Raw genomic sequence first — 24,162 nt, forward strand, 5'->3', positions numbered from 1 at the left:
GTACACCTGGAGGTGAGCATGTACTTTGTGACCCCGGCCTACGCTGAAGAGGTCCCGGCGGGAACCGCGACGGATACGCATGCCGCTCCGGCTGCCGGCGAGGTTCATACCGAGACCGGCGTCGCCGAAGGCGAGCACGCGCGTGGGCCTTTTCCGCCTTTCGATTCGTCGACCTACGCATCCCAGCTTCTCTGGCTGGTGATCACGTTCGTCATTTTCTACCTGCTCATGCAAAAGGTCATCGCACCGCGCATCGGCTCGATCCTCGAGCAGCGTCACAACCGCATCTCGCAGGATGTCGACGAGGCCGGCCGCCTGAAGGCTGAGGCTGATGCCGCTGTCGCAACCTACGAAGGCGAACTCGCCGCTGCCCGCGCCAAGGCAAATTCGATCGGCACTGCCGCTCGCGACGCCGCCAAGGTAAAGGCTGAGGGTGATCGTCGCGCTGTCGAGGCAAACCTGACCGAAAAGCTGAAGGCTGCCGAGGCCCGTATCGCCGATGTGAAGGCAAAGGCCTTTGCCGATGTCGGCGCCATCGCCGAGGAAACCGCAGCAGCCGTTGTCGAACAGCTCATCGGCGGCTCTGCCGCCCGGTCTGATGTCGTTGCTGCCGTTGCAGCAGCCAAGAAGGAGGCTTGATCGATGGAATTTGCTTTTGATGCAACTTTCTTCGCCTTTGTTGGCCTTGTTCTCTTCCTGGCGCTGATCGTCTACCTGAAGGTTCCGGGCATGATGGCGAAGTCGCTTGACGACCGCGCCGACCAGATCCGCAATGAGCTGGCGGAAGCCAAGCGTCTGCGTGAAGAAGCCCAGCATCTGCTCGCTGAATACCAGCGCAAGCGCAAGGAAGCTGAAGCTGAAGCAGCGCATATCGTTGCCGCTGCCGAGCGCGAAGCCGAAATGCTGACCGCTGAAGCGAAGAAGAAGACGGAAGAATTCGTCGCCAACCGCACGGCTCTTTCCGAGCAGAAGATCAAGCAGGCCGAAGCCGACGCAATGAAGGCTGTTCGCTCTGCTGCAGTCGATCTCGCCATTGCAGCCGCTGAATCCGTTATCGGTAAGCAGGCTGATGGCAAGATTCAGTCTGAGCTCTTCGGTCAGGCCGTCGGCGAAGTGAAGACCCGTCTGAACTGAGCTGCAGCGCTGCAGGATTGGAAAAGCCCCGCTTCGGTGGGGCTTTTTGCTTTTTGGCAGATGCCGTGTGATTGGCGTGATGTGCGAGCTTGTGATGGCTGCGCGACGCACCAAAGAGCCGGCCCTTTGGGAACTTGGCTCAGAAGCGCTCTGCATGAGGCAATGGCCCGCCTCCGGCGCTTTCCCGCCCCTGCGGCTCGCAAGGAAACGAGGCGGTGGCGCTGGAGTCTAATCCTCCAGCATTTCCCCATTCCCCTCTACCACGACGCCGTCCTTGCGGAGTGGCCGGAAGCTCATCCGGTGCAGCGGGCACGGCCCGTGCTTCTCGATGCCGGAGCGATGCTGCGCCGTGCCATACCCGACATGAGCGGCAAAACCATATTCGGGAAACACCAGATGCGCCCGCGCCATCATCCGGTCGCGCGTCACTTTGGCGACGATGGAAGCGGCGGCGATCGAGACGGAGCGTGCGTCACCCTTCACCACGGCCTGTCCGGGGCAGTCGAGCCCTATAGGCACGTCCAGCCCATCCGTCAGTACATAACTTGCCGGTATGGAAAGGCTGCAGATCGCACGGCGCATAGCATCAAGGCTTGCTTTGCGGATATCGGTTTCGTCGATGCGTGTAGAGCTGGAGGAGGCGATGGAGACTGTTGCGGTCGCGAGAATTTGGACGAACAGCTCCTCGCGCCGCTGCGCTGAAAGCTGCTTGGAATCGTTGAGACCCTCGGGAATGCGCTTGGGATCGAGGATCACGGCTGCAGCAACGACAGGACCGGCAAGCGGTCCGCGTCCGGCCTCGTCTGCGCCGGCGACAGGCCAGTGGCCAGCCTTGCGGGCTTTCAGCTCCAGCCGGAAATCCGGCACAAGGGGAGCCTCTTCAAAGAGCAGAGGAGAATCGGGTGACGTGCGACGTTTCATGCGGTTGAACCTCGCACGCCAACCCGATTTCCTGCAAGCCCCCGGATCAGGGCGGCGACGGCCGGGGGCGGTCCAGCGGATGGTGCGGTCAGGGCCATCCGCAGGAATTGCGCAAGGCAGAAGACGCAGGGCAGGTCTTCTTCACGCCTCACGCAAGCTCACGAGCAATTCCAGCAAAAGTGCGCAGTGGTTTTGCGTCCGGAATTGCGTAAAACAAAAAAAGCAATTCCAGCAAAAGTGCTTGAGCGCTTTGCGCCCGGAATTGCCTGAAAACAATCAGTCAGAGCAGCGAAAGCTGCACGCCGCTGCCACCAGGCGGCACAAACAAGTCGTCGCGCAGGGCAAGGCTTCGACGGGTCAACCCCAGCCGCTTTGCCGCCATCTCGAAGCGGCGGGCGATCTGCCAGGCATAGGGTCCCGCACCCTTCATGCGCTTGCCGAACTCGGCATCATAATCCTTGCCGCCGCGCATCGAGCGCACCAGCGACATGACATGGCGATAACGATCAGGATAATTCTGCAACAGCCAATCGCGGAACAGCGGGCTCACTTCCAGCGGCAGCCGCAGAAGCACATAGCTCGCTTCTTCGGCACCCGCCGCCTTGGCGGCATCCAGGATGCGTTCCAGTTCGTGGTCGTTGAGTGCGGGGATGACCGGCGCGGCCATCACTGACGTGCGCACACCAGCCGCGGAAAGCCCACGGATCGCCTCCAGCCTGCGCGTCGGCGTCGATGCCCGCGGCTCCATGAGGCGGGCAAGTTTGCGGTCGAGCGTCGTCACCGAAATGCCGACACGTACGAGGTTCTTTGCCGCCATCTCCGTGAGGATATCGAGGTCGCGCAGGATCATCGCCGACTTGGTGACGATCGCCACGGGATGATTGGCCTTATTCAGCACTTCGAGGAGTTGCCGCATGACGCGCCATTCCTTCTCGATCGGCTGATAGGGGTCGGTATTGGTACCGATCGCGATGACGCGCACCTTGTAGCCCGGCTTGGCGAGCTCGCGCTCCAGAAGCTTCGGCGCATCCGGCTTGGCGAAGAGCTTGCTTTCGAAATCCAGCCCCGCCGAAAGGCCCATATAGGCATGCGTCGGCCTGGCGAAACAGTAGATGCAGCCATGCTCGCAGCCGCGATAGGGGTTGATCGACCGGTCGAAGGAGAGATCGGGAGATTCGTTGCGGGTGATCGCCGTGCGCGGCTTTTCGACCTGCACATCCGTCTTGAAGGGCGGCAGTTCCTCGAGCGTCTGCCAGCCATCATCGAAGGTTTCGCGTTGTGTTGGCTCGAAGCGGCCGCTGGGGTTCAGCCCCGCGCCGCGGCCACGCCGCCGGTCAACTTCGATGCGCAGCCCCGAGGCCGCGATCATCGCGTCGGCAATATCAGCCGTATTGGCAGGCGCAAATGCGGCCTGCCCTGCAAGGGACTGTGGTCTCATCGGATTCTCCACTGGCGGAAAACGCTCGATCCCGCTCGTTTTGATGATTAAATTCCTATCGGCAAAAAGAGAACAATGCAAGAACAAAATGAGGAAAGTCCCGCTGGCAAAATTTTGTGCGGCGCTCTATAAACAGGCAATGTTGACTGTTGTTCTTGAATGCCAGGATCAGGAATCCGAGCTGGCCCAGACTCTATCGGTATTGGTGGCAGGCGCCGTGGAAGGCCTCGTCAGCGACGTGGTCGTGCTCGATCACGGCTCGCGCGACGGCACGGCGCGGGTGGCGGATGCTGCCGGCTGCCGTTTCCATTCACAATGGGATATCAAGGATATCATCCGATCCGCCCGCGGCGAGTGGCTGCTCTTCGTCGAGCCGGGCGCAAGACCGCAGGCGGGCTGGATCGACGAAGTCTCGGAATATGTGGCCTTGAATAAGGTCTCTGCGCGCTTTACTGCCTCGCGTGGCTATCGACGCCCCTTTTTCCAGCGTGTCGGCCGTGCCAGACCACCGCTGGAACTCGGCCTGCTCATGCCCAAGAAACTTGCCGTATCCGCTGCAAAGAGCGGCATGCGCCTTACCGAATTCGTCAAGGCGCAGAAACCACGCCAACTCTCCAGTGAATTGATTCCCTCCTGGGTTGCCCGCGCCGCGCGATAGCTGCACTCCTCGATATTGCGAAAAGATGGCGCTCAATAGAATTTCGCGCTATAATCTGGATATGGCGCCGCCGAAGCGCCTCGCTTCGCAACGGATGGCCATGGAATGCCGGTGAACGGCAGAGCAGGTCAGCGAAAATCTCCTCTTCTGCCGGGTTCCCGGCGAAAGGAGGTGCGTCATGCTACGCAATATGGTCCACGGCCTGCTGGCCGTCATATTGACGACATTGGTGATCGCGCATCCGCATCCGGCAGCATCGCAGATGATGCGCAGTTGCGCAGGCCGATCCGAGATCGTCAATTTCCTGGACAGCAACTTTGCTGAAAAGCTCAAGGCAGTCGGACTGATCAATCAGAACGCCATTCTTGAGGTTTATGCCGCTGAGAGCGGCACCTGGACGCTCGTCGTCACGGATGTTCACGGCATAAGCTGCGTGGTGCTGTTTGGTGATAGCTGGGACACAATGCCCGCCCTGCCGGGCCTTGCGACATAGGGAATGATGCTGCTGTGGCCAGTCTACTTCGTCGCGCCGCGTTTCAGGTGTTCGTCCAGACGCGGTATGATCTCCACGAAATTGCAGGGCATATGGCGATAGTCGAGCTGTGCCTCCAAGATGCCGTCCCACGCATCCTTGCAGGCGCCAGGAGAGCCCGGCAGCACGAAGATGAAGGTAGCGTTGGCGACACCCGCCGTGGCGCGCGACTGAATTGTCGAGGTGCCGATCTTGTCATAGGAAATGCGGTGGAATACCGCAGAAAATCCATCCATCCTCTTTTCGAAGAGCGATTCCAGAGCGTCGGGTGTCACGTCGCGGCCAGTAAAGCCGGTCCCGCCCGTGGTGATGACGACGTCGATTTCCTTGGCCTCCGTCCAGGCGCGCACGCGTGCAGTGATCCTCTCGCGGTCGTCAGGCACGATGTCGCGGTCGATCAACTGATGTCCGGCTTTCGCAATCCGTGCCGCCAGCGTGTCGCCGGATTTGTCATCGGCCAGCGTGCGGGTATCCGAAACTGTCAGCACGGCGATACCGAGGGGAACAAAAGCGCGTGTTTCGTCCAAGCCTGCCATCATACACCTCCTGCAAAAGTCTCCGTTGCCTGGAAATACCAGCCCGGGCGGGCGGCGTGAAGACGCTCGGCTGCGCGCAACGCAGCAACGGGTGTCTCGAAGATGCCGAAGCAGGTCGCGCCAGAGCCGGACATGCGGGTGAAAAGCGCGCCTTCCGCTGTGAGCATGTTCGAAATCTCGGCGATTTCGGGAACCAGCTCTCGCGCCGGCGGCTCGAGATCATTGCGTGTCGCCCGTATGGCTTCCATCCAGTGCGGCGCCTTGGTCAGGACCAGCGGAGGATTGTTCTTGGTCGCAAGCCGCCGGAAAACCTCGGGCGTGGAAACACCTTTCAAAGGGTTGGCGAGCACCATGGCGAAGGAGGGCAGGGCGTCGGCCGTCTCGATCTCTTCGCCGATACCGCGTGCGATCAACGGCGCGCTTTTGAGGCACATCGGCACGTCGGCTCCAAGTTTCAGTGCCAGTGCGGCAATGATGTCAGCCGGAAGTGCAACATCCCACAGGCGCACCAGCCCGCGCAACGTCGCTGCGGCATCGGCGGAACCGCCACCGATGCCGGAAGCGACCGGCAGGTTCTTTTCCAGATGGATGCGAACAGGCGGAGTCCCGCCTGCCGCTTCCCGCAGCAGGTCACGCGCCTTCAGCACCAAATTGGTGCCGGGATCATCGGCGAGCACATCGGCGAACTGGCCGGAAAGCGTGAAATCATCGGCATCGGCAGCCGCAAAACCCAACCGGTCGCCGTGCCGTGCGAACGTCACCAGCATTTCGAGAAGATGATAGCCGTCAGGCCTCTGGCCCGTCACATGCAGGGCAAGATTGATTTTTGCGCAGGCATCTTCAGTAATGGCGAAGTCGCCGAGCCCGGAAAGCAGCATGCCCGTTTCAGGCATGCGGCGTCAGGATTTCTTGTCGACCGGCGGCGGCGTCACCGGCTGCGGGTCCGGCTGCTTCTTGTCGACGGTCTTGGAGTCGTCATCCTGTGCAGGCAAGCCGTTGGCGACCTTTTCCTTGATCTTCGGGATCTGAGCTTCCTCGGGTTCGGAGGCAAGCGCCCGGTTCCACTGATAGACGGCTTCCAGCTTGCGGCCCACGCGCCAGTAGGCATCGCCGAGGTGGTCGTTGATTGTCGCGTCGCCAGCCTTGATCTGCGCCGCACGTTCCAACTCGTCGACAGCATCGTTGTAACGGTTGAGGCGGAAGTAGGCCCAGCCGAGCGAATCGATGATGTAGCCGTCGTCAGGACGCAGCTCAACGGCTTTCTTGATCATCTCAAGGCCTTCGTCGAGGTTGCGGTTCATGTCGATCCAGGAATAGCCGAGATAGTTCAGAACCTGCGGCTGGTTCGGATTGAGGTCGAGCGCCTTGCGGAAGTTAGGTTCCGCCTGATCCCATTTCTTCAGCCGCTCATAGGCGATGCCGCGCTGGAAGAAGACGCTCCAGTCTGCGCGGCCCGGCAACGGCCCGATCACGTCGACAGCCTTGTCGTAATTATCGGCCATCGCCTGATAGTCCTTGGCGTCGGAAAGCACGCTGCCATAGGCGAGATAGCTTCTGACATCCTTCGGGTCAGACGTGATCAACGCCTGCAGGTGCTTGCGGGCCTCGTCTACCTTGCCGCCCTGGGCGAGCGCCAGGCCCAGCTGTAATTCGGAAATGCGGCGCATCGGCGAATTCGCCGGCACTTTCTGGTAAAGCGCGATCGCGCGGTCCATCTGGTTCTGCTTTTCGGCAATGCCGCCGAGCAGCACCAGCGTATCGGCGCTGTTCGGATCGAGCGCGTTGGCGGTCTGCAGATAGAGCGAGACAATGTCTTCGGCGCCGTCACGGTTCAGCGCGCCGCCGACAGAGAAGAGCACGCCGGCAGCCCCTTCTTCGGCGCTCTTGACCTGCTGTTCCTGCTTTTCGCCCTTCTCTATGCTGTCGCGCAGCGCGTTCAGGGGGGCGTAGTTCGGCAGCAGGTTGTCGCCGACCGAGACGGCGTCGAGCGCCTTCTGCCTGTTGCCCTGCGAGGCTTCGAGGCGGGCGAGCGCCATGATGGCGCGCATGAACGTATCAGGGGCAGTCGCTCCGCCTTCCTTGTCCAGCACAGCATCGTTGAGATGCCGGCGGGCGGATTTGACGTCGCCGTTGACGATGGCGATCGCACCGGCATTGTAATTCTGGAAGATGCGGACCCAATCAGGTCCCTTCATCTTCTCGACCATGGCGAGCCCTTCCTTACCGCGGCCGGCACCGACGCGCGCCCAGGCAAGCAGAAGATCGTTCATCATGCGGTCGAGATCGTTCGGCCCGTCATATTTCAGGATCGATTCCGCGGTCTTGAATTCGCCGCGGCGCATCGCATCCATGCCGCGCACGATCGTGGTGATACGCTCGACGGTCGGATCGCCTTTCAGGTCGTTGGCATATTTCACGCCGTCCTTGATGTCGCCATTGAGCAGCAGCGAAATCATCAGGCGCTGGCGAATTTCCGGATTGCCCGGCTCGATCTGCAGGGCCTTCTTGTAGAGCTCGATTGCGGTCGGATAGTCGTGATCCACATCGGCTGTGCGGGCAGCAAGGAACGCGCCCGAGAACGTGGAAACGCTGTCCGGATCGAAGGTCACGGTTTTGCTGGCGTCATCTGCCTTGGCCGCGTCTTCGGCGCTCACGCCGCCGATCCCACCGAGCGAAAGGACCGCCGCCAGGGCTGCGCTCGAAAGGAGACGGGTGACAAATCTCTGCCGCATTAGAAAACCTTTCTTCAGGAACGGCCGGAACGACGCGCCGACCGCAAAATCAGTTGCAAACACTGATTCACAACAGGATGGCTTTTTTGAAGCGGCCCTGCAAGAAATTCAGCCCACGTTCAAGGACGTTTGATCGGCGCGCGCCGCCCAAAGCTGTGCGGGCGGCTTTGTGCCTAAGATCGCGACACGCCTTAGTTCACGCGCTCGATGCAGAAGTCGATGACTTCCATCAGGGCTGATTTCCAGAGGCTGTCCGGCAGCGGCGCGAGCGCGTCCCGCGCAATCGTTCCATAGTGGACCGCCCGCTGGATCGTGTCGTTCAGCGTGCCATATTTGGTGATCAGGCCAAGCGCCTTTTCCAGATTGGCATCGCTGCTGTTGCCGCCTTCGATCGCATCGCGCCAGAAAGCACGTTCGTCCTGCGTGCCGCGGCGATAGGCGAGGATGATCGGCAGGGTAATCTTGCCCTCGCGGAAATCATCCCCGACATTCTTGCCGAGATCGGCAGCCTTGCCGCCGTAGTCGAGCGCATCGTCGACGAGCTGAAAGGCGAGGCCGAGATTCATGCCGTAAGATTTCAGCGCATTGCGGCCGGACTTGTTGGTCTCGGCAACGATCGGTCCGACTTCGGCGGCGGCGGCAAAGAGTGCTGCCGTCTTGGCGCGGATGACGGAGAGGTAGTCGTCCTCGGTCGTTTCCATATTCTTTGCGACGGAAAGCTGCAGCACTTCACCCTCGGCGATGACGCAAGCTGCAGAGGAAAGCACGTCGAGCGCCTCCAGCGAGCCGACCTCCACCATCATGCGGAAGGCCTGACCGAGCAGGAAGTCACCGACGAGAACGCTTGCCTGATTGCCCCAGATCGTGCGAGCGGTCGACTTGCCGCGGCGCAGGTCGCTTTCGTCCACCACGTCGTCATGCAGCAGCGTCGCTGTATGCATGAACTCGACCGAGGTCGCGAGTTTGATGTGGTTCTCGCCCCGGTAGCCGAAGAGCGAGGCCGCGGCGAGCGTCAGCATCGGCCGCAGGCGCTTGCCGCCGGAGGAGATGAGATGGTTCGCCACCTCCGGAATCATCTGGACATCGGAGCCGGCCTTGGAAAGGATAAGCTGGTTCACCCGCTCCATGTCAGCCTTGGTGAGGTCCACCAGCGGCTTTATGGAAGCCAGTTTGTTTTTGTTTTCTTCAAGCGGTATGACCACGCCCAACGACCCGGACTCCTGTTCATTCGTTGCCTTTGACAATAGAAAGGGGCGATGGAGGCGGCAAGGGGTGAATTGTCGCTGCCAGCAAATTCGGAAGGGAAAATGACGGCAAATGCATGAGCTTATCCGCGCAAACGATCCCGTTCTGCTCTCATTTGCCGAGAGCCTCATGAAGGATGCGGGAATTGCGTGCTTCATCGCAGATCAGGGCATGAGCGTGCTGGAGGGCTCGCTCGGCATGCTGCCGCGCCGCCTGCTGGTAGACGAGGCGATGGCCGATCAAGCTCGGCGCATCTTGACCGATGCCGGCCTCGGGGCCGAGCTTCGGGAGCGGAAGTGAAAAAATGACGCAGGCCGTGGCTGACACCATAGACGCCTTCCATCGCGGCCTCTTCCATATCGTCCAGCCGAAGGGCAGGGGGCATCGTGCCGGCATGGATGCCATGCTGCTGGCTGCCCTCGTCGCCGATGATCGCCCAATAAAAGTGGCCGATCTCGGTGCTGGTGCAGGTGCGGCGGGTCTTGCCGTCGCGTCCCGCCTTCCGAAGGCTGAGGTCGTGCTATTCGAGCGATCGGCCGAGATGGCAAACTACGCCCGCCGCAGCATCGACCTGCCTGACAACGCCCATATGGCGGGCCGCGTCTCGGTCATCGAGGCCGATGTCACGCTGACGGCCAAGGCACGCAATGACGCGGGCCTGATCGACGAGAGCTTCGATCACGTTATTATGAACCCGCCGTTCAACGATGCCGGCGATCGCAGGACGCCGGATGCGCTGAAGGCCGAGGCGCATGCCATGACCGATGGCCTGTTCGAACGCTGGGTTCGCACGGCCGGCGCCATCATGATACCGGGCGGACAATTGTCGCTGATCGCGAGGCCGCAATCGATCGCCGAGATCATTGATGCCTGCGGCAAGCGCTTCGGCGGCATCGAGATCACTGCCATCCATCCGCGTGAAGGAGAAAATGCCGTCCGCGTCCTCGTGACGGCGATCAAGGGCTCGCGGGCAAGGCTTTCGCTTCGCGCTCCCCTTATCATGCACGAAGAGGGGAGCCATAAGTTCTCCCCTCTCGTCGATGATTTCAACAATGGCCGTGCGGCCTATGCCAGGCTTTAAATCAACTGAATTTGCATGAGAGCAAATCCTAGCCGCCAGTCACGAAGTCGAGGAGCAGCTTGACGTTGAGGCCGGCAATCACCACGGCAACTACATAGGCGACGGCGCTGAGCCACTTCGGCGCCACCAGCTCGCCCATTTTCGCCCTGCTGGCTGTGAACATGACGAGCGGGAAGACGGCGAAGGAAAGCTGCAGGCTGAGCACCACCTGGGTCAGGATCAGCAGTTCCGCCGTGCCTTGATCGCCATACCAGATCGTCACGAAAGCCGCGGGAACGATCGCGATGGCGCGGGTGATCAGGCGCCGCACCCACGGCTTCAGCCGGATTTTCAGGAAGCCTTCCATGACGATCTGCCCGGCAAGCGTGGCGGTGACCGTGGAGTTCAGGCCGCAGCAGAGCAGCGCAATGCCGAAGAGGGTCGGCGCAATCGCAAGGCCGAGCAGCGGCGACAGCAGCGAATGCGCCTCACCAAGTTCCACCACGTCTGTCTTGCCGTTGGCATTGAAGGCGGCCGCGGCAAGGATCAGGATCGAGGCGTTGATCAGGAGTGCGAAGCAGAGAGCCACGGTGGAGTCTAGCGTCGCAAAGGTCAGCGCTTCCTTCTTCTCCGGCACGGTATGGCCGTAGGAGCGCGTCTGCACGATGCCGGAGTGAAGGTAAAGATTGTGCGGCATCACGGTCGCGCCGAGAATACCGAGCGCCAGGTAGAGCATTTCCGGATTGGTGACGACCTCGGTCGTGGGGAAGAAGCCCTTGATGACGGCGCCCCATTGCGGGTCGGCAAGGAAGATCTGGATCCCAAAGCAGATCGCGATGACGCCGAGCAGCGTGATGATGAAGGCCTCCATCCAGCGGAAGCCGAGCCTCTGCAGCAGAAGGATGACGAAGACGTCGAGTGCTGTGATCAGCACGCCGATTTCGAGCGGAATGCCGAAAAGCAGATTGAGGCCGATCGCAGTGCCGATCACCTCGGCAATATCGGTGGCGATGATGGCGATTTCGGCAAAGGCCCAGAGCGGTACTGCGACATAACTCGGATAGGCATCGCGGCAGGCCTGCGCCAGGTCGCGGCCGGAGCCGATCGCAAGACGCGCGCAAAGCGATTGCAGCACGATTGCCATGATGTTCGAAAGCAGTGCGACGGTCAGCAGCGCATAGCCGAACTTCGATCCGCCGGCGAGCGAGGTCGCCCAGTTGCCGGGGTCCATGTAGCCGACCGCAACCATGTAGCCCGGGCCGAGGAAGGCTGCCGCGCGCCGCCACGTGGAGCTGTGCCGCCCCGTACCAACCGTACGGTAGACGTCGGAGAGTGAAGCTTCCCCGCGCTCGGTCCGCCAGCCGCCCTTTGCATTCGGATTTATAATGTCCATGCCATTCTCACCTGTTTGCCAGGCCGGCACTATGCCTGATTAGAATGACAATGCAAGTCATTCGCAATAAGGAATCGGAGAACGACGTTTTGGAAACGTAGCCATTGCGTTTGTCGCTGCAGCGCATACATGCAATGCCCTTGTAATGTGCATATGCATGCTGGCGCTGCCGATCATGGTGAAGGAAGAGAAATGGCTGGATTTCTGAGAAAGCTGATGCCGAAGCGGTTTCGCGGGGACGGGATCGTCATCCCCGTCGTCAGGCTGCAGGGCGCGATCATCAGTGGTGGCGGCCAATTCCGCCCGACCCTCAATCTCGCCAATGTCGCGCCGGTTCTGGAGAAGGCCTTCTCCGTGAAGGACACGCCCGCCGTTGCCATCTCCATCAATTCGCCCGGCGGCTCGCCTGTCCAGTCCCGCCTCATCTTCACGCGCATCCGCGAACTTGCGCGCGAAAAGCAGAAGAAGGTGTTGGTCTTCGTGGAAGATGTCGCGGCGTCCGGCGGCTACATGATCGCGCTGGCGGGCGATGAGATCATCGCCGACCCGACGTCCATCGTCGGCTCGATCGGTGTCGTCTCGGGCGGTTTCGGTTTTCCGGAACTATTGAAGAAGATTGGCGTGGAACGTCGCGTCTATACGGCCGGTGAAAATAAGGTGATCCTCGACCCCTTCCAGCCCGAGAAGGAAAAGGACATCGAATATCTGAAGAGCCTGCAGCTCGAGATCCACCAGGTCTTCATCTCCATGGTGCGCGAGCGGCGCACCGGCAAGCTGACGGATGATACGACCGTCTTTTCCGGCCTCTTCTGGAGCGGCACGCGCGGCCTGGAGCTCGGCCTCATCGATGGGCTCGGCGACATGCGCCAGGAACTGAAGAAACGCTATGGCCCGAAGACGAAGCTGCAGCTCGTTACGGCCACTCGCGGCCTGCTCGGCCGCCGTATTCCCGGTATCTCGCCGGTCTCGCTCGAAAGCGCGGCATCAGGCCTCGCATCGGGGCTTGTCGAAGCGGCTGAGGAAAGAGCATTGTGGAGCCGTTACGGGCTTTGACGGGAGAAACGAGGGGACATGGCACAGCTTATCACGTTATTGATCCTCGTCTGCGTGGGCTGGTGGCTGTATCGCCGCTTCGTCTCTGATGCGCGGAAGCTTGCTGAAAAATCCCGCCGCGCCGAGAAGGAGCGGCAGACCGGAGCTATCGGCACGCTGGTGAAGGACCCGGCGACGGGTGAATATCGCCTCAAGCGGGAAGACGAATAGAAGCTTCCTTGGAAGACAGCATAATGATATACATAAATAAAAGTATATCCTGAGGTGACCATGCAAGTCGCAAAATGGGGAAATAGCCTGGCGGTCCGCATCCCTGCGAAAGTTGCCGATGCTCTGGGGCTGAAGGAAGGCGACGATGTCGTCGTACGCATCGCCGAGGACAATGCCTTCGAAATAAAGAGGGACGATAGCCGCGAAAGGGCATTGGAAAGAATTAGACGCTTCAGGCGCAAGCTGCCGCCGGACTGGAAGTTTGATCGCGACGAAGCAAACGCTCGCTGATGCCTTTTATAGACACAAACATCGTGGTCTATGCGTTCAGCGATGACGTTCGGTCGGATAAGGCGCAAGCATTGCTCGCCGCTTCGCCGGTCATCAGCGCTCAGGTACTGAACGAGTTTGCCAATATCGGCCGCAAGAAGCTGGCTATGTCATGGTCCGAAATTCGGGAGGCGGTGGGAAGCATTCTAATATTGGTGTCAGCAGTTGTGGCGCTGGATGACGATCTTACCATCGCCGCGCTCGATCTTGCCGACCATTATCGCTTTTCATTCTATGACGCCCTGATTGTCGCTGCCGCTCTCAGGGCCGGTTGCGACCAACTCTATTCCGAAGACATGCAGGCCGGATTGATTGTCGAAAAGCAACTGACGATCGTCAATCCGTTTCTGTAGCGTACTCGGACGGCGAGGCCCTTGACCCCTGTCGCCCTCCGTGGCACCTGTCGCGCTCATATTCCAAGCAACCGGTACCGTCCCATGTCTGCTGCCATTCCCGATCACATGAACCCCAAGCGCTCCTTCCAGGCGCTGATCCTGACCCTGCATAATTACTGGGCGGACAAGGGTTGTGCGGTTCTGCAGCCCTATGACATGGAAGTCGGCGCCGGCACCTTCCACCCGGCCACTACGTTGCGCGCGCTCGGCCCGAAGCCGTGGAAGGCAGCCTATGTCCAGCCGTCCCGTCGTCCCTCCGACGGCCGCTACGGCGAGAACCCGAACCGCCTGCAGCATTATTACCAGTACCAGGTCATCCTGAAGCCGAACCCGCCGAACCTGCAGGAGCTTTATCTCGGATCGCTCGCCGCCATCGGCCTCGATCCGCTGCTGCACGATATCCGCTTCGTCGAGGACGATTGGGAAAGCCCGACGCTCGGTGCCTGGGGCCTTGGTTGGGAATGCTGGTGCGACGGCATGGAAGTCTCGCAGTTCACCTATTTCCAGCAGATCTGCGGCATCGAATGCTCGCCGGTTGCGGGTGAACTGACCTACGGTCTCGAGCGCCTCGCCATGTATGTGCAGGGCGTCGACAACGTCTACGACCTGAACTTCAATGGCCGCGAAGGCGACGAGAAGATCAGCTATGGCGATGTCTTCCTGCAGGCCGAGCAGGAATATTCCCGCCATAATTTCGAATTCGCCAATACCGAGATGCTGCATCGCCATTTCATCGATGCCGAGAAGGAATGCCAGGCGCTGCTCGCCGCCGGCGCGCCGGGCGACAATGCCAACCAGCGCCTGCACAAATGCGTCTTCCCGGCCTACGACCAATGCATCAAGGCCAGCCACGTCTTCAACCTGCTCGATGCCCGCGGTGTTATCTCCGTGACCGAACGCCAGAGCTACATCCTGCGCGTGCGCACGCTCGCCAAAGCCTGCGGCGAAGCCTTCCTGCTGACTGATGCCGGCGGCGTCAACCTGAACAGCGAGGCGGCATGACGCAAAAGCCTGCTAGCCGTATCGTCTGGCAAGGCACCGGGAAGTTGACTGTCGGCCGCTTGCTGGCGAAAAGCTTGGGCGCGCGGCTCATCGCCGATCCGAGGCGCTCAAGCTGACGGATACGGCGAGGCTGCAGCAGCTCCGGGCAACCTATAAATTGCTGCGCGGGCTGGCTGAACACACGGTCGAAATCGATACGACGGACCTTTCGCCGGAGCGGACGGCGGCTCGAATTCTCGCGCATATCAGTGGTTGACGACAGCCGAGATCCTGCGTCGTTGCCCGAAGATTTCCGCGAAACCTTGCCGTGCTGGCGGCGTCAACTGACGAGCGACTCGAAAATTCCCGTCGCTTCAGGGCCAACCTTCTTTTGTATTGCGTAAAACACCACTACGTTGTCAGCTGTTGTGACAACGTAAGCTTCGGTATCTCTTTTTGAAGAACGATATTCTTTACTTTAAATTTTCAGATGAGAATTTCGCCGCCAAGGTGTTGCGTCTTTTAGCATGGCCCATCTTATGCGCCATGCTGGTCGTTCTGACGTCGTGCAGCGATTTTGACAAGGAGTTCACGGTCCAGTCGGCAAACAGTACGGTTGAAGTCTACACCGACGGCACTGGCTTCGTGTCGGAGTTCTTCGACATCGCAGTAAAAAAGGCAGAAAATTACGGCGGCGTCTACGTCGATATCCCTCAACGTTTCACGGATGCGTCAGGGGGTGTTCACTGGCGAGATTTCCAATTGGCCGCAGCCCGGCGCGACGGACGCGACGAATACTTTTCCCGGGAAAACAACGTACCGGGCTACTCGATCTACATCGGAGCGGAGCACTGCAAAAACTGCTCTGCAGATCTGCCCACCGGTCTTACAAAGATCCAGATCGTTTACTGGCTCGGACGCCTGGTTCGTCAGGAAGGCGGCCGCGAGGTTCTCTTCCTGCCTGCCTATATGGGCCGCGTGCACGGCCAGGGTGCCAAAAAAACGCTGACTCTGAAGCTGCCGCCAGGGGGAACGTTGCGCCCTTCGCAACAGGATCGGACGGCGGCCTATGACGTGGTGAGGAGCGCACCGAATGAGATCCAGGTGTCTATTCCAGCAGGTAAAGGGGACCGAGTCCTACCTAACATCGAGGTCGAATATCCCGCTGGGACCTTTGTGACCGTAACGAGTGGCAAGCGGGTAGAGTGGTGGCTCTCCGATCACTTTCTCCCATTCATCAGCATTTCGGGACTGCTCATCGCCGGTCTGTTTATCCTCAATAGGTGGCGGGGCTGGCGATTGCCTGCATGTTCGATTGCTGTCGATAGCAAGGAGACGGAGAGCATATCGCCTGCTCTAGCCGCCTATTTATTCTTGGACTGGAAGCCCGGTGCTGCAAAGGCGGCCTTCATGGCGTCTGCCTGCCATCTCGCAATGAAAAGAATGCTTCGCCTTTCTGGCCTCGGCGAGGATTGCGAAGCTTCGGATTTGTCTGCCAGACAGGTGCGGAAGAAGGGTAAGGTGGCGCGCGCCAGATGGTACGGTCTTCCAGCTGTGACGCGTTCGGTATTTGGCCGAATTGAAGGGGAACGGCCTGTCAATGACCGGCGGACAGTCGTAAATGCCCTGTACGGTTTCGAACGTGACTTGCATCAGATCGTCGCTGAGGAATATCGGAAAATCAGAGGCGGTGTTGATCGAACACGGCTGGCAACTGCGGCTATCATTCTGGCCCTTGGCGTTGCCGTCGCCTATTTTACCGGTCTTTTGCGCTATTCCGCCGCCATCTCAGGGTTATTGTTGATTGTTTTTGTGGTTGTAACCATATTCCGCCATCCTGAGCGGTTTCCTGTGGCAACCGGCACCGCCGAGCAGTTCAAGCAGGCGCTTGGTTTGATGGTGGGTCTTCCGGTGATGGTGATTGTTGCACTTGTTTATATCGGCACGACTGAGGTGATCAGCGAACAGTGGCCGTATCTGATGGCGATCTTGCTGCACATTGCCGGCATCATTGCGGTTTTGGCGATGTTGCGCATGCCAACGTCGAAGCAGCGGCGGATCCGCAACAACATTCTAAATTTGAGTCGTTATCTCAACGGCGAGATGGATGGCCCGGCAATGTCGGTCGAATGCTACGAGCACTATCTCCCGTTCGCGGTTGCGCTTGATGTCGAGCAACGCTGGACCGAACGCTTCAATCTGTGGCGAGAGAGCCAAAAGATGGATGCCTATGCTCCGGATTGGCGGATCAGTTCTTAGAGACATTGTGAATTCGAAGTCTGCTTGAATTCCGCGAAGACGTCCGCGCCGAGATGACTTTCCCAACCCGAATCACTAACGTGCGATCATCAAATCGGGGAGCCCATCTGCATGTACGTGATACTCGCTATTCTCGTCGTCATCGCACTCTACGTCGTCTTCATCTACAACGGCCTGGTACGCTCCCGGCAGATGGCGGAGGAAGCCTGGTCGGGCATCGACGTCCAGCTCAAGCGCCGCGCGGACCTGATCCCGAACCTGATCGAGACGGTTAAAGGCTATGCCGCCCACGAGAAAAACACGCTCGAAGAGGTCGTCGAACTCAGGAACAAGGCGCAGGCCGTTCCCGCTGGCGATGTGGCCGGCAGGGCGCAGGCGGAAGGTCTGCTCGGCCAGGCGCTCGGCCGTGTGTTGGCGCTCGCCGAAGCCTATCCCGATCTCAAGGCCAACCAGAATTTCTCCGAGCTTCAGGCCTCGCTGGAAACGATGGAAAGCGAAATCCAGATGGCGCGGCGCTATTACAATGGCGCTGCCCGCGATCTGAACGTCAAGGTCGAGAGCTTCCCGTCGAACCTCGTCGCCGGCCAGTTCGGCTTCTCCAAGCGCGAATATTTCGAAATCGCCAACGAGGCGGACCGCGCCGTACCGACGGTCAAGTTCTGACCTTTGTCTTTGCGCAAAAACTGCTATGAGCAGTCCGACAAGGCCGTCCACGGCCGCTGCAATCGACAGAAGAGACAAGCGCAATGAGTAAAGCCAAGCTCACCATCATCCCGCCGGGCAAGCCGCTGGCCGGTCGTGCCGTGCCGCCGGGCTCGAAGTCGATCACCAATCGTGCGCTGCTGCTGGCAGGCCTTGCCAAGGGCACGAGCCGGCTGACCGGCGCGCTGAAGAGCGACGACACGAAATATATGGCCGAGGCGCTCAGGGCCATGGGTGTGCAGATCGACGAGCCCGATGAGACGACCTTCGTCGTGACCGGCAGTGGTAAGCTTCATCAGCCGAAAGCGCCGCTCTTCCTCGGCAATGCCGGCACGGCGACGCGTTTCCTGACGGCTGCCGTCGCCTCCGTCGAAGGCACGGTGGTGGTCGATGGCGACGAGCATATGCGCAAGCGGCCGATCGGCCCGCTGGTTGCAGCGCTGAAGTCACTTGGACTTGATGCGGAGGCGCCGACCGGCTGCCCGCCGGTGACCGTGCGCGGCAACGGACATTTCGCTTCGGGCCGTGTTGAGATCGATGCGGGGCTGTCGAGCCAGTATGTATCCGCGCTTCTGATGGCGGCACCGCTTGCTAAGCAAGGCGCCAATGCGCCTGTCACGATTGCGCTTGCCGGTACCGATATCGGCGCCCGCGGTTATGTCGATCTGACACTTGCCGCCATGGAAGCCTTCGGCGCCAAGGTGGAACAGCTCGATGCGGCGACCTGGCGTGTCCAGCCGACCGGCTATACAGCAGCCGATTTCGTCATCGAGCCGGATGCATCCGCAGCGACTTATCTCTGGGCGGCCGAAGTTTTGAGCGGCGGCAAGATCGACCTTGGCGTGGCGAACGATGCCTTCACCCAGCCGGATGCCAAGGCTTATGAGACGATCGCCAAGTTCCCGCATCTGCCGGCCGAAATAGACGGTTCGCAGATGCAGGACGCTGTGCCGACGATCGCCGTTCTCGCCGCTTTCAACGAGACGCCGGTCCGCTTCGTCGGCATCGCCAACCTGCGCGTCAAGGAATGCGACCGTATTCGTGCCGTGTCGACGGGGCTCAACAATATCCGCGAAGGTCTGGCAGTCGAGGAAGGTGACGATCTGATCGTCCATTCCGATCCCGATCTCGCGGGTCAGACGCTGCCGGCCGAGATCGACACCTTTGCCGACCATCGCATCGCCATGAGTTTTGCGCTTGCCGGCCTGAAGATCGATGGCATCACGATTCTCGACCCTGACTGCGTCGGCAAGACCTTCCCGGCTTACTGGCGCACGCTTGCGGGGCTGGGGGTAGCCTACAAAGACGAGGCCTAGGGATCGCGAGACGCCATAGGCTGAACCGCAATCGGGGGAGGGGACATGGTCCAGCGGTTTATCGGCATTTGCTTCGCGCTATTGCTGATGCTGACGGCGCGGGCAGCCATAGGCGCCGAATTCATCGCCTCCTTCGATTCCGCCATCCAGTTGGAAAAGAGCGGAGCGATGACGGTGGCGGAAACGATCACCGTCAATGCCGAAGGCAATCGCATCCGGCGAGGCATCTTCCGCGATTTTCCGCTGACCTTCAGGGATGCGGGCGGACGACGCCGCAGCGTCGATTTCAGCGTCGTCTCGGTCAAGCGCGACGGCAGGGACGAGCCCTGGCATACGGAGTCCGTCAGCGGCGGTATCCGCATCTATGCCGGCTCCGAAGACGTGACGATCTCTCCCGGCCGCCACCAATATGTCTTCACCTATAAAACGAACCGCCAGATCCGTTACTTCGACGATCATGACGAGCTTTATTGGAACGTCACCGGCAACGGCTGGATTTTTCCGATCCGCTCGGCAGTAGTGACGGTCACCTTTCCGCAGGGCGTCGTGCCGGAAGATGTCACCGTCTTCACTGGCCCCGTCGGTGCCACCGGCAAGAATGCGCGAGCGAACGTGGACGACGGCCGACTGGTCGTTGCAACCACCGCTCCCCTCGGCGAGGAGGAGGGACTGACCTTTGCGGCGAAACTGCCGAAAGGTGGGATCGATCCGCCGAGCGCGGATCAGGAAAGCAGCTGGTGGTTCAGCGATAACAGGAACTATTTCATCGGTTTCGGCGGTCTTATCCTCGTCTTCCTCTATTACACGCGCTCCTGGCTGAAGGTTGGCCGCGATCCGGCGCGTGAGATCGTCGTACCGCGCTGGGATCCGCCCTCTGGTATCTCTCCGGCCCTCGTCAATTACATCGACAACAGAGGCTTTTCCGGCCAGGGCTGGACGGCACTTTCGGCCACGGCGCTCGATCTTGCCGTGCGTGGTTACGTCAGGCTGGAAGATCTCAAGGACTCCATCATCATCCGCCGCACCGACAAGCCGCTCGGCAGGGAGAAGTTCCAGGTTGGCGAGGCGGAACTCCTGAAGGCCGTCGGCGGCAGCGGCGATACGCTCACGATCGACAAGGCCAACGGCGAAAAGGTCAAATCCGTCGGGCAGAGCTTCCGGTCTTCGATCGAACGGGAGCATCGCGGCAAATATTACAATTCCAATGCCGGTTATATCACTGGCGGCGTGATCTTGAGCGCCGCGGCCCTGGTAGCGCTCTTCGTCTTCGGCTCGCTGGAGCCGGATACGATCGTGCTGATGATCATCCCCATCGGCATTTCCGTTTTCCTGTCCGTCTTCGTGGCGGGTTTTGCGAAGGCGCTGCATAGCGGCCGTTCGCTTGTGAGCAAGATTTTCGCGGTCATTGCCATTGCGATCGCCGTTTTTGTGGGCTTAAGCATTCTCTCGGCCGTCGTGCTGGCGCTCGGCTCTTCGCTGATGGAATTCCACGAAACGCCCATGCTCTTTGCGGTCGGCGGCATCGTGCTCTTCAATATCCTCTATTTCTTCATCATGGGGGCGCCGACGCCGCTTGGCGCCAAGATGACGGCCGGTGTCGATGGCCTGCGGCAATATCTGACGCTCGCCGAAAAAGACCGCATGAACATGGCGGGCGCACCGCAAATGTCGCCGCAGCATTTCGAAACCCTGTTGCCCTATGCCGTGGCGCTCGGTGTCGAAAAGCCCTGGTCGCGCACCTTCGAGACTTGGCTGGCTGCGGCTTCCGCAGGGGCGGCCGCGGCTGCCTATAATCCTGGCTGGTATTCCGGCAATTTCAACAGCGGCAGTTTTTCCGATCGCATCGGCGGCTTCTCCTCATCGATGGCCTCGACGATTGCCTCCACCATTCCGTCACCGCCGCCCTCCAGTTCGTCCTCGGGTTTTTCCGGCGGCGGCTCGTCTGGCGGAGGCGGCGGTGGTGGCGGAGGCGGGGGCTGGTGAGCTTTCCCGCTTGACCTTTCGGGCCTTCCCGCTTAACCGCCAGACCAACAGGCCCGGCCAATAGGCCAGACCAGTAGGAAAGGGATCAGGCATGAAGGTTCTGTTGATCGGATCGGGCGGACGCGAGCACGCACTCGCCTGGAAGCTGGCGCAATCGCCGCTGATGACGGAATTCTACGCCGCGCCCGGCAACCCCGGCATCGCCGAACATGCGACACTGGTTGCGGTCGATATCGATGACCACGATGCGGTCGTCGCCTTCTGCCGCGAAAAGGCGATCGATTTCGTCGTCGTCGGACCGGAAGCTCCGCTGGTTGCCGGCATCGCCGATAGGCTGCGCGCCGCAGGCTTTGCCGTCTTCGGCCCGTCGGCCGCCGCTGCTCAGCTCGAAGGCTCCAAGGGCTTCACCAAGGATATCTGCGCCCGCTACGACATTCCGACCGGTGCCTATCAGCGTTTCAACAACGCGCCAAAGGCCAAGGCCTATATCCGTGAACAGGGCGCGCCGATCGTCGTCAAGGCCGATGGTCTTGCCGCGGGCAAGGGTGTCACCGTTGCCATGACACTGGACGAGGCATTGGCCGCTGTGGACGATTGTTTCGAAGGTGCTTTCGGCGAGGCCGGGGCCGAAGTCGTCGTCGAAGCCTATCTCGATGGCGAGGAAGCGAGCTTCTTCTGCCTTTGCGACGGAAAGAGCGCTTTGCCGCTGGCAACCGCACAAGACCACAAGCGCGTTGGCGAAGGCGATACCGGCCCGAATACCGGCGGTATGGGCGCCTATTCGCCGGCACCCGTCATGACGGCCGAGATGACCGAGCGCACGATGAAGGAGATTATCGAGCCGACCATTCGCGGCATGGCCGAAAGCGGCCATTCCTTCAGCGGGGTTTTCTTTGCGGGCCTGATGATCACCGCCAAGGGGCCGGAACTCATCGAATACAATGTCCGCTTCGGCGATCCGGAATGCCAGGTGCTGATGATGCGGCTCAAAAGCGATCTCCTGCCGCTGTTGCTCGCCTGTGCCAATGGCACGCTGGACCAACTCGAGGCGGAATGGACCGAGGATCCGGCGCTGACCGTCGTCATGGCCTCGAAAGGCTATCCGGGCGCCTATGAGAAGAACACCCCGATCCTCGCGCTGCCGGAAGCCGGTGAGGGAGAGAAGGTGTTTCACGCCGGCACATCGCTGAAGGATGGCGCGCTTGTCGCCACCGGCGGCCGCGTCCTCAACGTGACGGCGACGGGTCGCACGGTCGGCGAGGCGAAGGACCGCGCCTATGCCCTGCTGGACGGGGTGAAATGGGAAAACGGCTTCTGCCGCCGCGATATCGGCTGGCGCGCGGTCGAACGCGAAAAGGCATAGGGCGCGGCCAGACAACGGCTCGCTTCGCTAAATTTTTACTCTTTCCTCTGACGGGATGGAAACAAAGCTGCGCTAATCTGGCTCCCGATATAAGACGGAGTAGGGCTGATGCATCGGATTTTCCTCAGTGCAGTATTTCTGCTGGCGGCTGGTTCCGCCATGGCCGGCTCGATCGAAGTGGTCGGGCCGAGCAAGCCGAAGGACGCTGGCAGCATCATTACTGAGACCTGCGACCATTGCCCGCCGCTTCGGACGGAAGCCTCCAAGAAGGATTATTCGGTACCGGAGCTGCGTCCCGGCGCTTTCCAGCAGGCCGAGGTCCGTGATGTCGATGGAGAAAAGAAGATCTATCGCACCGAAAACTGGATGGGTGGTTCCCCCGTCCTCTTCGTGAGCAAGGCAACGCCCGAGCAGATGCTTGCACTGGCCCCGCCGGTGCCCAGCGAAGGTATCGACAATGAGGCGACGGCAGCTGTGATCGGCGGCGATGCGAAGCCCGTGGCGGCCGGTATGGGTGGCATCACACCTCTCGACGTTTCCGCGTTTGAGCTCCGTTTCTAATTCAGACCTCTTGCCACTCCGATCAAAGTTTCGATCGTCGCGAACGCACCCTGAAGAAAAGCAGGGTGCGTTTTGTCTATTTTAAATAAGAATATTCTAATTTATTTGATTGCAATTACAAAGAACTGCAACTTATGCAATTCTGCAAGAAGATACCCATCAATTTTACTAGGCTCGCCGAGTAGAAGCTCTGCCTTTGTTAAAAGATAATTTAATCATTCACATTAATTTTACTTACCGAGGGACCGGAGGACGCATGATTGCGCTAGCTGAGCGCCCGATGTTTCGCGCGCAGGTCGGAAGTTGACCGATCCGGGATACTGCTTTTCACCTTTTCCGTGAGGTCAATCATGAAGAAGCTCAAGATTGCCCATCAGCTTTTTGCGCTGATTGGTGTTTTGATGGCTGCATTTGCAGTCGCAACCTATTTTGAGATCCGTACATCCGAGCAGGCGATCTATGATGAGCGTTTCGATATGCTTCGCACGCAGGTCGAATCGGGCATCTCCGTCCTCAATACTTTCTACGAACGCGAAAAAGCCGGCCAGATGACGCATGAGGCCGCCCAGGCCGAAGCTTTCGACGTCCTGAAGCGCGTTACCTTCCAGCCATCAGGTTATCTCTTCGGCTTCGATTACAATGTCGTCCTGCTCTTCCATCCGAGCCCGGCCAATATCGGCAAGGACATGAGCGGACAGATCGACAAGACAGGCGCGAAATTCAGCCAGGCGCTCGTCGACCGCGGCAAGGCCGGCGGCGGCCGTACCCTCTACTATTGGAGCAAGCCCGGCCAGCCGGAAGACCAGCTCTTCCTCAAGGGCGGTTATTCCAAGGCCTTCGAACCTTGGAAGATCGTCGTCGGCACCGGCGTCTATCTCGACGACCTCCAGCAGAAGGTCAATGCGACGATCTGGAAGGCGTTGACCGCCTCGCTGATCGTCTTCGTCTGCGGTATCGGCGCCGCCGCCTATTTCATCCGCGGCATCTCCAGTCCGCTGAAGGATGTGCATACCGCTCTGCAGGCTGTGGCTGAAGAGAATGTCTCGCTTGATATCCCGCATACGGGCATGAACAACGAAGTCGGCATGATGGCGAAGGCGACGCAATCGCTGCAGGAAAAGATCCGGGAGCGTCACGCGATGTCGGATCGCGAGGCTGCCCAGCAGCTGGCGCTCGAAAACGAGCGCGAAACCAACCTGCGCCATCAGCAGGACGAAGCCTCGCTGCAGGCCCGTGTCGTCAGCACCATCGGCCAGGCTCTGGAACAGATCGCCCACGGCGACCTGACGGTGCGTTGCGCCGACATCGGCCAGAAATACGCAGCCCTGCGCGACAACTTCAACGATGCGCTCTCGCATCT

The 24,162-nt window shown here is 60.2% G+C and carries 25 protein-coding genes and 1 pseudogene; 19 read left to right on the forward strand and 7 right to left on the reverse strand.

Going from position 1 to position 24,162, the window contains the following annotated elements; genetic code table 11:
• The first annotated feature begins 18 nt into the window (after positions 1-18).
• The gene (locus FHT82_RS09740) at positions 19-639 is read left to right on the forward strand and encodes a F0F1 ATP synthase subunit B (protein ID WP_183729064.1); all 621 of its coding nucleotides are present in this window, start codon (positions 19-21) and stop codon (positions 637-639) included.
• A gap of 3 nt (positions 640-642) precedes the next feature.
• Positions 643-1,134, forward strand: coding sequence for a F0F1 ATP synthase subunit B (locus FHT82_RS09745; RefSeq protein WP_183729067.1), 492 nt, complete (start codon positions 643-645; stop codon positions 1,132-1,134).
• A 228-nt stretch (positions 1,135-1,362) separates the two neighbouring features.
• Here the strand turns inward: FHT82_RS09745 and FHT82_RS09750 are convergent, their stop codons facing one another.
• Both FHT82_RS09750 and FHT82_RS09755 read right to left on the reverse strand, forming a co-directional pair.
• A complete protein-coding gene (locus FHT82_RS09750; protein WP_183729070.1) occupies positions 1,363-2,055 on the reverse strand; it encodes a ribonuclease HII in 693 nt (230 codons plus the stop codon).
• Positions 2,056-2,335: 280 nt separating this feature from the next.
• Positions 2,336-3,493, reverse strand: coding sequence for a PA0069 family radical SAM protein (locus tag FHT82_RS09755; protein WP_183729073.1), 1,158 nt, complete (start codon positions 3,491-3,493; stop codon positions 2,336-2,338).
• A gap of 139 nt (positions 3,494-3,632) precedes the next feature.
• On the opposite strand from FHT82_RS09755, the gene FHT82_RS09760 reads away from it, so the two are divergent.
• Both FHT82_RS09760 and FHT82_RS09765 read left to right on the forward strand, forming a co-directional pair.
• Positions 3,633-4,151: a glycosyltransferase family A protein gene (locus FHT82_RS09760; protein WP_183729076.1), complete on the forward strand. Its 519-nt coding sequence runs from the start codon at positions 3,633-3,635 to the stop codon at positions 4,149-4,151.
• A gap of 178 nt (positions 4,152-4,329) precedes the next feature.
• A complete protein-coding gene (locus tag FHT82_RS09765; RefSeq protein ID WP_183729079.1) occupies positions 4,330-4,644 on the forward strand; it encodes a hypothetical protein in 315 nt (104 codons plus the stop codon).
• A 23-nt stretch (positions 4,645-4,667) separates the two neighbouring features.
• Here FHT82_RS09765 and moaB read toward each other — a convergent pair whose 3' ends face one another.
• From moaB to FHT82_RS09785, 4 genes are all read right to left on the reverse strand, one after another.
• Positions 4,668-5,219, reverse strand: coding sequence for a molybdenum cofactor biosynthesis protein B (gene moaB, locus FHT82_RS09770; protein WP_183729081.1), 552 nt, complete (start codon positions 5,217-5,219; stop codon positions 4,668-4,670).
• Positions 5,219-6,112, reverse strand: coding sequence for a 4-(cytidine 5'-diphospho)-2-C-methyl-D-erythritol kinase (locus FHT82_RS09775; RefSeq protein ID WP_183729083.1), 894 nt, complete (start codon positions 6,110-6,112; stop codon positions 5,219-5,221). The genes moaB and FHT82_RS09775 overlap by 1 nt, the downstream gene beginning before the upstream one ends.
• 6 nt (positions 6,113-6,118) lie before the next feature.
• On the reverse strand, positions 6,119-7,951 hold the full coding sequence (locus tag FHT82_RS09780; protein WP_183729085.1) for a tetratricopeptide repeat protein: 1,833 nt from the start codon (positions 7,949-7,951) through the stop codon (positions 6,119-6,121).
• A gap of 191 nt (positions 7,952-8,142) precedes the next feature.
• Complete coding sequence (locus FHT82_RS09785) at positions 8,143-9,159, reverse strand: polyprenyl synthetase family protein (protein ID WP_183729088.1); 1,017 nt, start codon at positions 9,157-9,159, stop codon at positions 8,143-8,145.
• Positions 9,160-9,268: 109 nt separating this feature from the next.
• Here FHT82_RS09785 and FHT82_RS09790 point away from each other — a divergent pair, with 109 nt between their 5' ends.
• Positions 9,269-9,496, forward strand: coding sequence for a DUF2007 domain-containing protein (locus tag FHT82_RS09790; RefSeq protein WP_183729093.1), 228 nt, complete (start codon positions 9,269-9,271; stop codon positions 9,494-9,496).
• Positions 9,497-9,500: 4 nt separating this feature from the next.
• Positions 9,501-10,277, forward strand: coding sequence for a methyltransferase (locus FHT82_RS09795; protein WP_183729096.1), 777 nt, complete (start codon positions 9,501-9,503; stop codon positions 10,275-10,277).
• Between the two features lie 28 nt (positions 10,278-10,305).
• Here FHT82_RS09795 and FHT82_RS09800 read toward each other — a convergent pair whose 3' ends face one another.
• Positions 10,306-11,649, reverse strand: a complete 1,344-nt coding sequence (locus tag FHT82_RS09800) for an Nramp family divalent metal transporter (protein WP_183729099.1) — start codon at positions 11,647-11,649, stop codon at positions 10,306-10,308.
• A gap of 192 nt (positions 11,650-11,841) precedes the next feature.
• Between FHT82_RS09800 and FHT82_RS09805 the strand changes: the two genes are divergently transcribed.
• The 13 genes and pseudogenes from FHT82_RS09805 to FHT82_RS09860 all read left to right on the forward strand — a co-directional run.
• Positions 11,842-12,702: a S49 family peptidase gene (locus FHT82_RS09805; RefSeq protein ID WP_183729101.1), complete on the forward strand. Its 861-nt coding sequence runs from the start codon at positions 11,842-11,844 to the stop codon at positions 12,700-12,702.
• A gap of 18 nt (positions 12,703-12,720) precedes the next feature.
• On the forward strand, positions 12,721-12,912 hold the full coding sequence (locus FHT82_RS09810; RefSeq protein WP_183729104.1) for a hypothetical protein: 192 nt from the start codon (positions 12,721-12,723) through the stop codon (positions 12,910-12,912).
• Between the two features lie 60 nt (positions 12,913-12,972).
• Positions 12,973-13,203, forward strand: coding sequence for an AbrB/MazE/SpoVT family DNA-binding domain-containing protein (locus tag FHT82_RS09815; RefSeq protein WP_183729107.1), 231 nt, complete (start codon positions 12,973-12,975; stop codon positions 13,201-13,203).
• Positions 13,203-13,595, forward strand: coding sequence for a PIN domain-containing protein (locus tag FHT82_RS09820; RefSeq protein WP_183729110.1), 393 nt, complete (start codon positions 13,203-13,205; stop codon positions 13,593-13,595). The genes FHT82_RS09815 and FHT82_RS09820 overlap by 1 nt, the downstream gene beginning before the upstream one ends.
• An 84-nt stretch (positions 13,596-13,679) precedes the next feature.
• Positions 13,680-14,639: a glycine--tRNA ligase subunit alpha gene (locus FHT82_RS09825; RefSeq protein ID WP_246698105.1), complete on the forward strand. Its 960-nt coding sequence runs from the start codon at positions 13,680-13,682 to the stop codon at positions 14,637-14,639.
• Positions 14,636-14,895 (forward strand): annotated as a pseudogene (locus tag FHT82_RS30665) (hypothetical protein). Before FHT82_RS09825 ends, FHT82_RS30665 begins: the two are co-directional and overlap by 4 nt.
• A 269-nt stretch (positions 14,896-15,164) precedes the next feature.
• Complete coding sequence (locus FHT82_RS09830) at positions 15,165-16,877, forward strand: DUF2207 domain-containing protein (RefSeq protein ID WP_210276722.1); 1,713 nt, start codon at positions 15,165-15,167, stop codon at positions 16,875-16,877.
• Positions 16,878-16,988: 111 nt separating this feature from the next.
• Complete coding sequence (locus FHT82_RS09835; RefSeq protein ID WP_183729112.1) at positions 16,989-17,540, forward strand: LemA family protein; 552 nt, start codon at positions 16,989-16,991, stop codon at positions 17,538-17,540.
• An 83-nt stretch (positions 17,541-17,623) separates the two neighbouring features.
• Positions 17,624-18,895 carry a 3-phosphoshikimate 1-carboxyvinyltransferase gene (aroA, locus tag FHT82_RS09840; RefSeq protein WP_183729115.1) on the forward strand — a complete coding sequence of 424 codons (1,272 nt, stop codon included), beginning with the start codon at positions 17,624-17,626 and terminating at the stop codon, positions 18,893-18,895.
• 45 nt (positions 18,896-18,940) lie between these two features.
• Positions 18,941-20,878 carry a DUF2207 domain-containing protein gene (locus FHT82_RS09845; RefSeq protein WP_183729118.1) on the forward strand — a complete coding sequence of 646 codons (1,938 nt, stop codon included), beginning with the start codon at positions 18,941-18,943 and terminating at the stop codon, positions 20,876-20,878.
• 91 nt (positions 20,879-20,969) lie between these two features.
• Entirely contained in the window at positions 20,970-22,241 is a 1,272-nt protein-coding gene (gene purD, locus FHT82_RS09850; RefSeq protein WP_183729121.1) for a phosphoribosylamine--glycine ligase, read from the forward strand.
• Between the two features lie 108 nt (positions 22,242-22,349).
• A complete protein-coding gene (locus tag FHT82_RS09855) occupies positions 22,350-22,802 on the forward strand; it encodes a plant virulence effector HPE1-like domain-containing protein (protein WP_183729125.1) in 453 nt (150 codons plus the stop codon).
• Positions 22,803-23,152: 350 nt separating this feature from the next.
• Positions 23,153-24,162 (forward strand): cache domain-containing protein (locus tag FHT82_RS09860; protein ID WP_183729128.1); only part of this gene is annotated, 1,010 nt, incomplete at its 3' end.

The organism is Rhizobium sp. BK275, assembly GCF_014193555.1.
Lineage (GTDB): Bacteria > Pseudomonadota > Alphaproteobacteria > Rhizobiales > Rhizobiaceae > Rhizobium.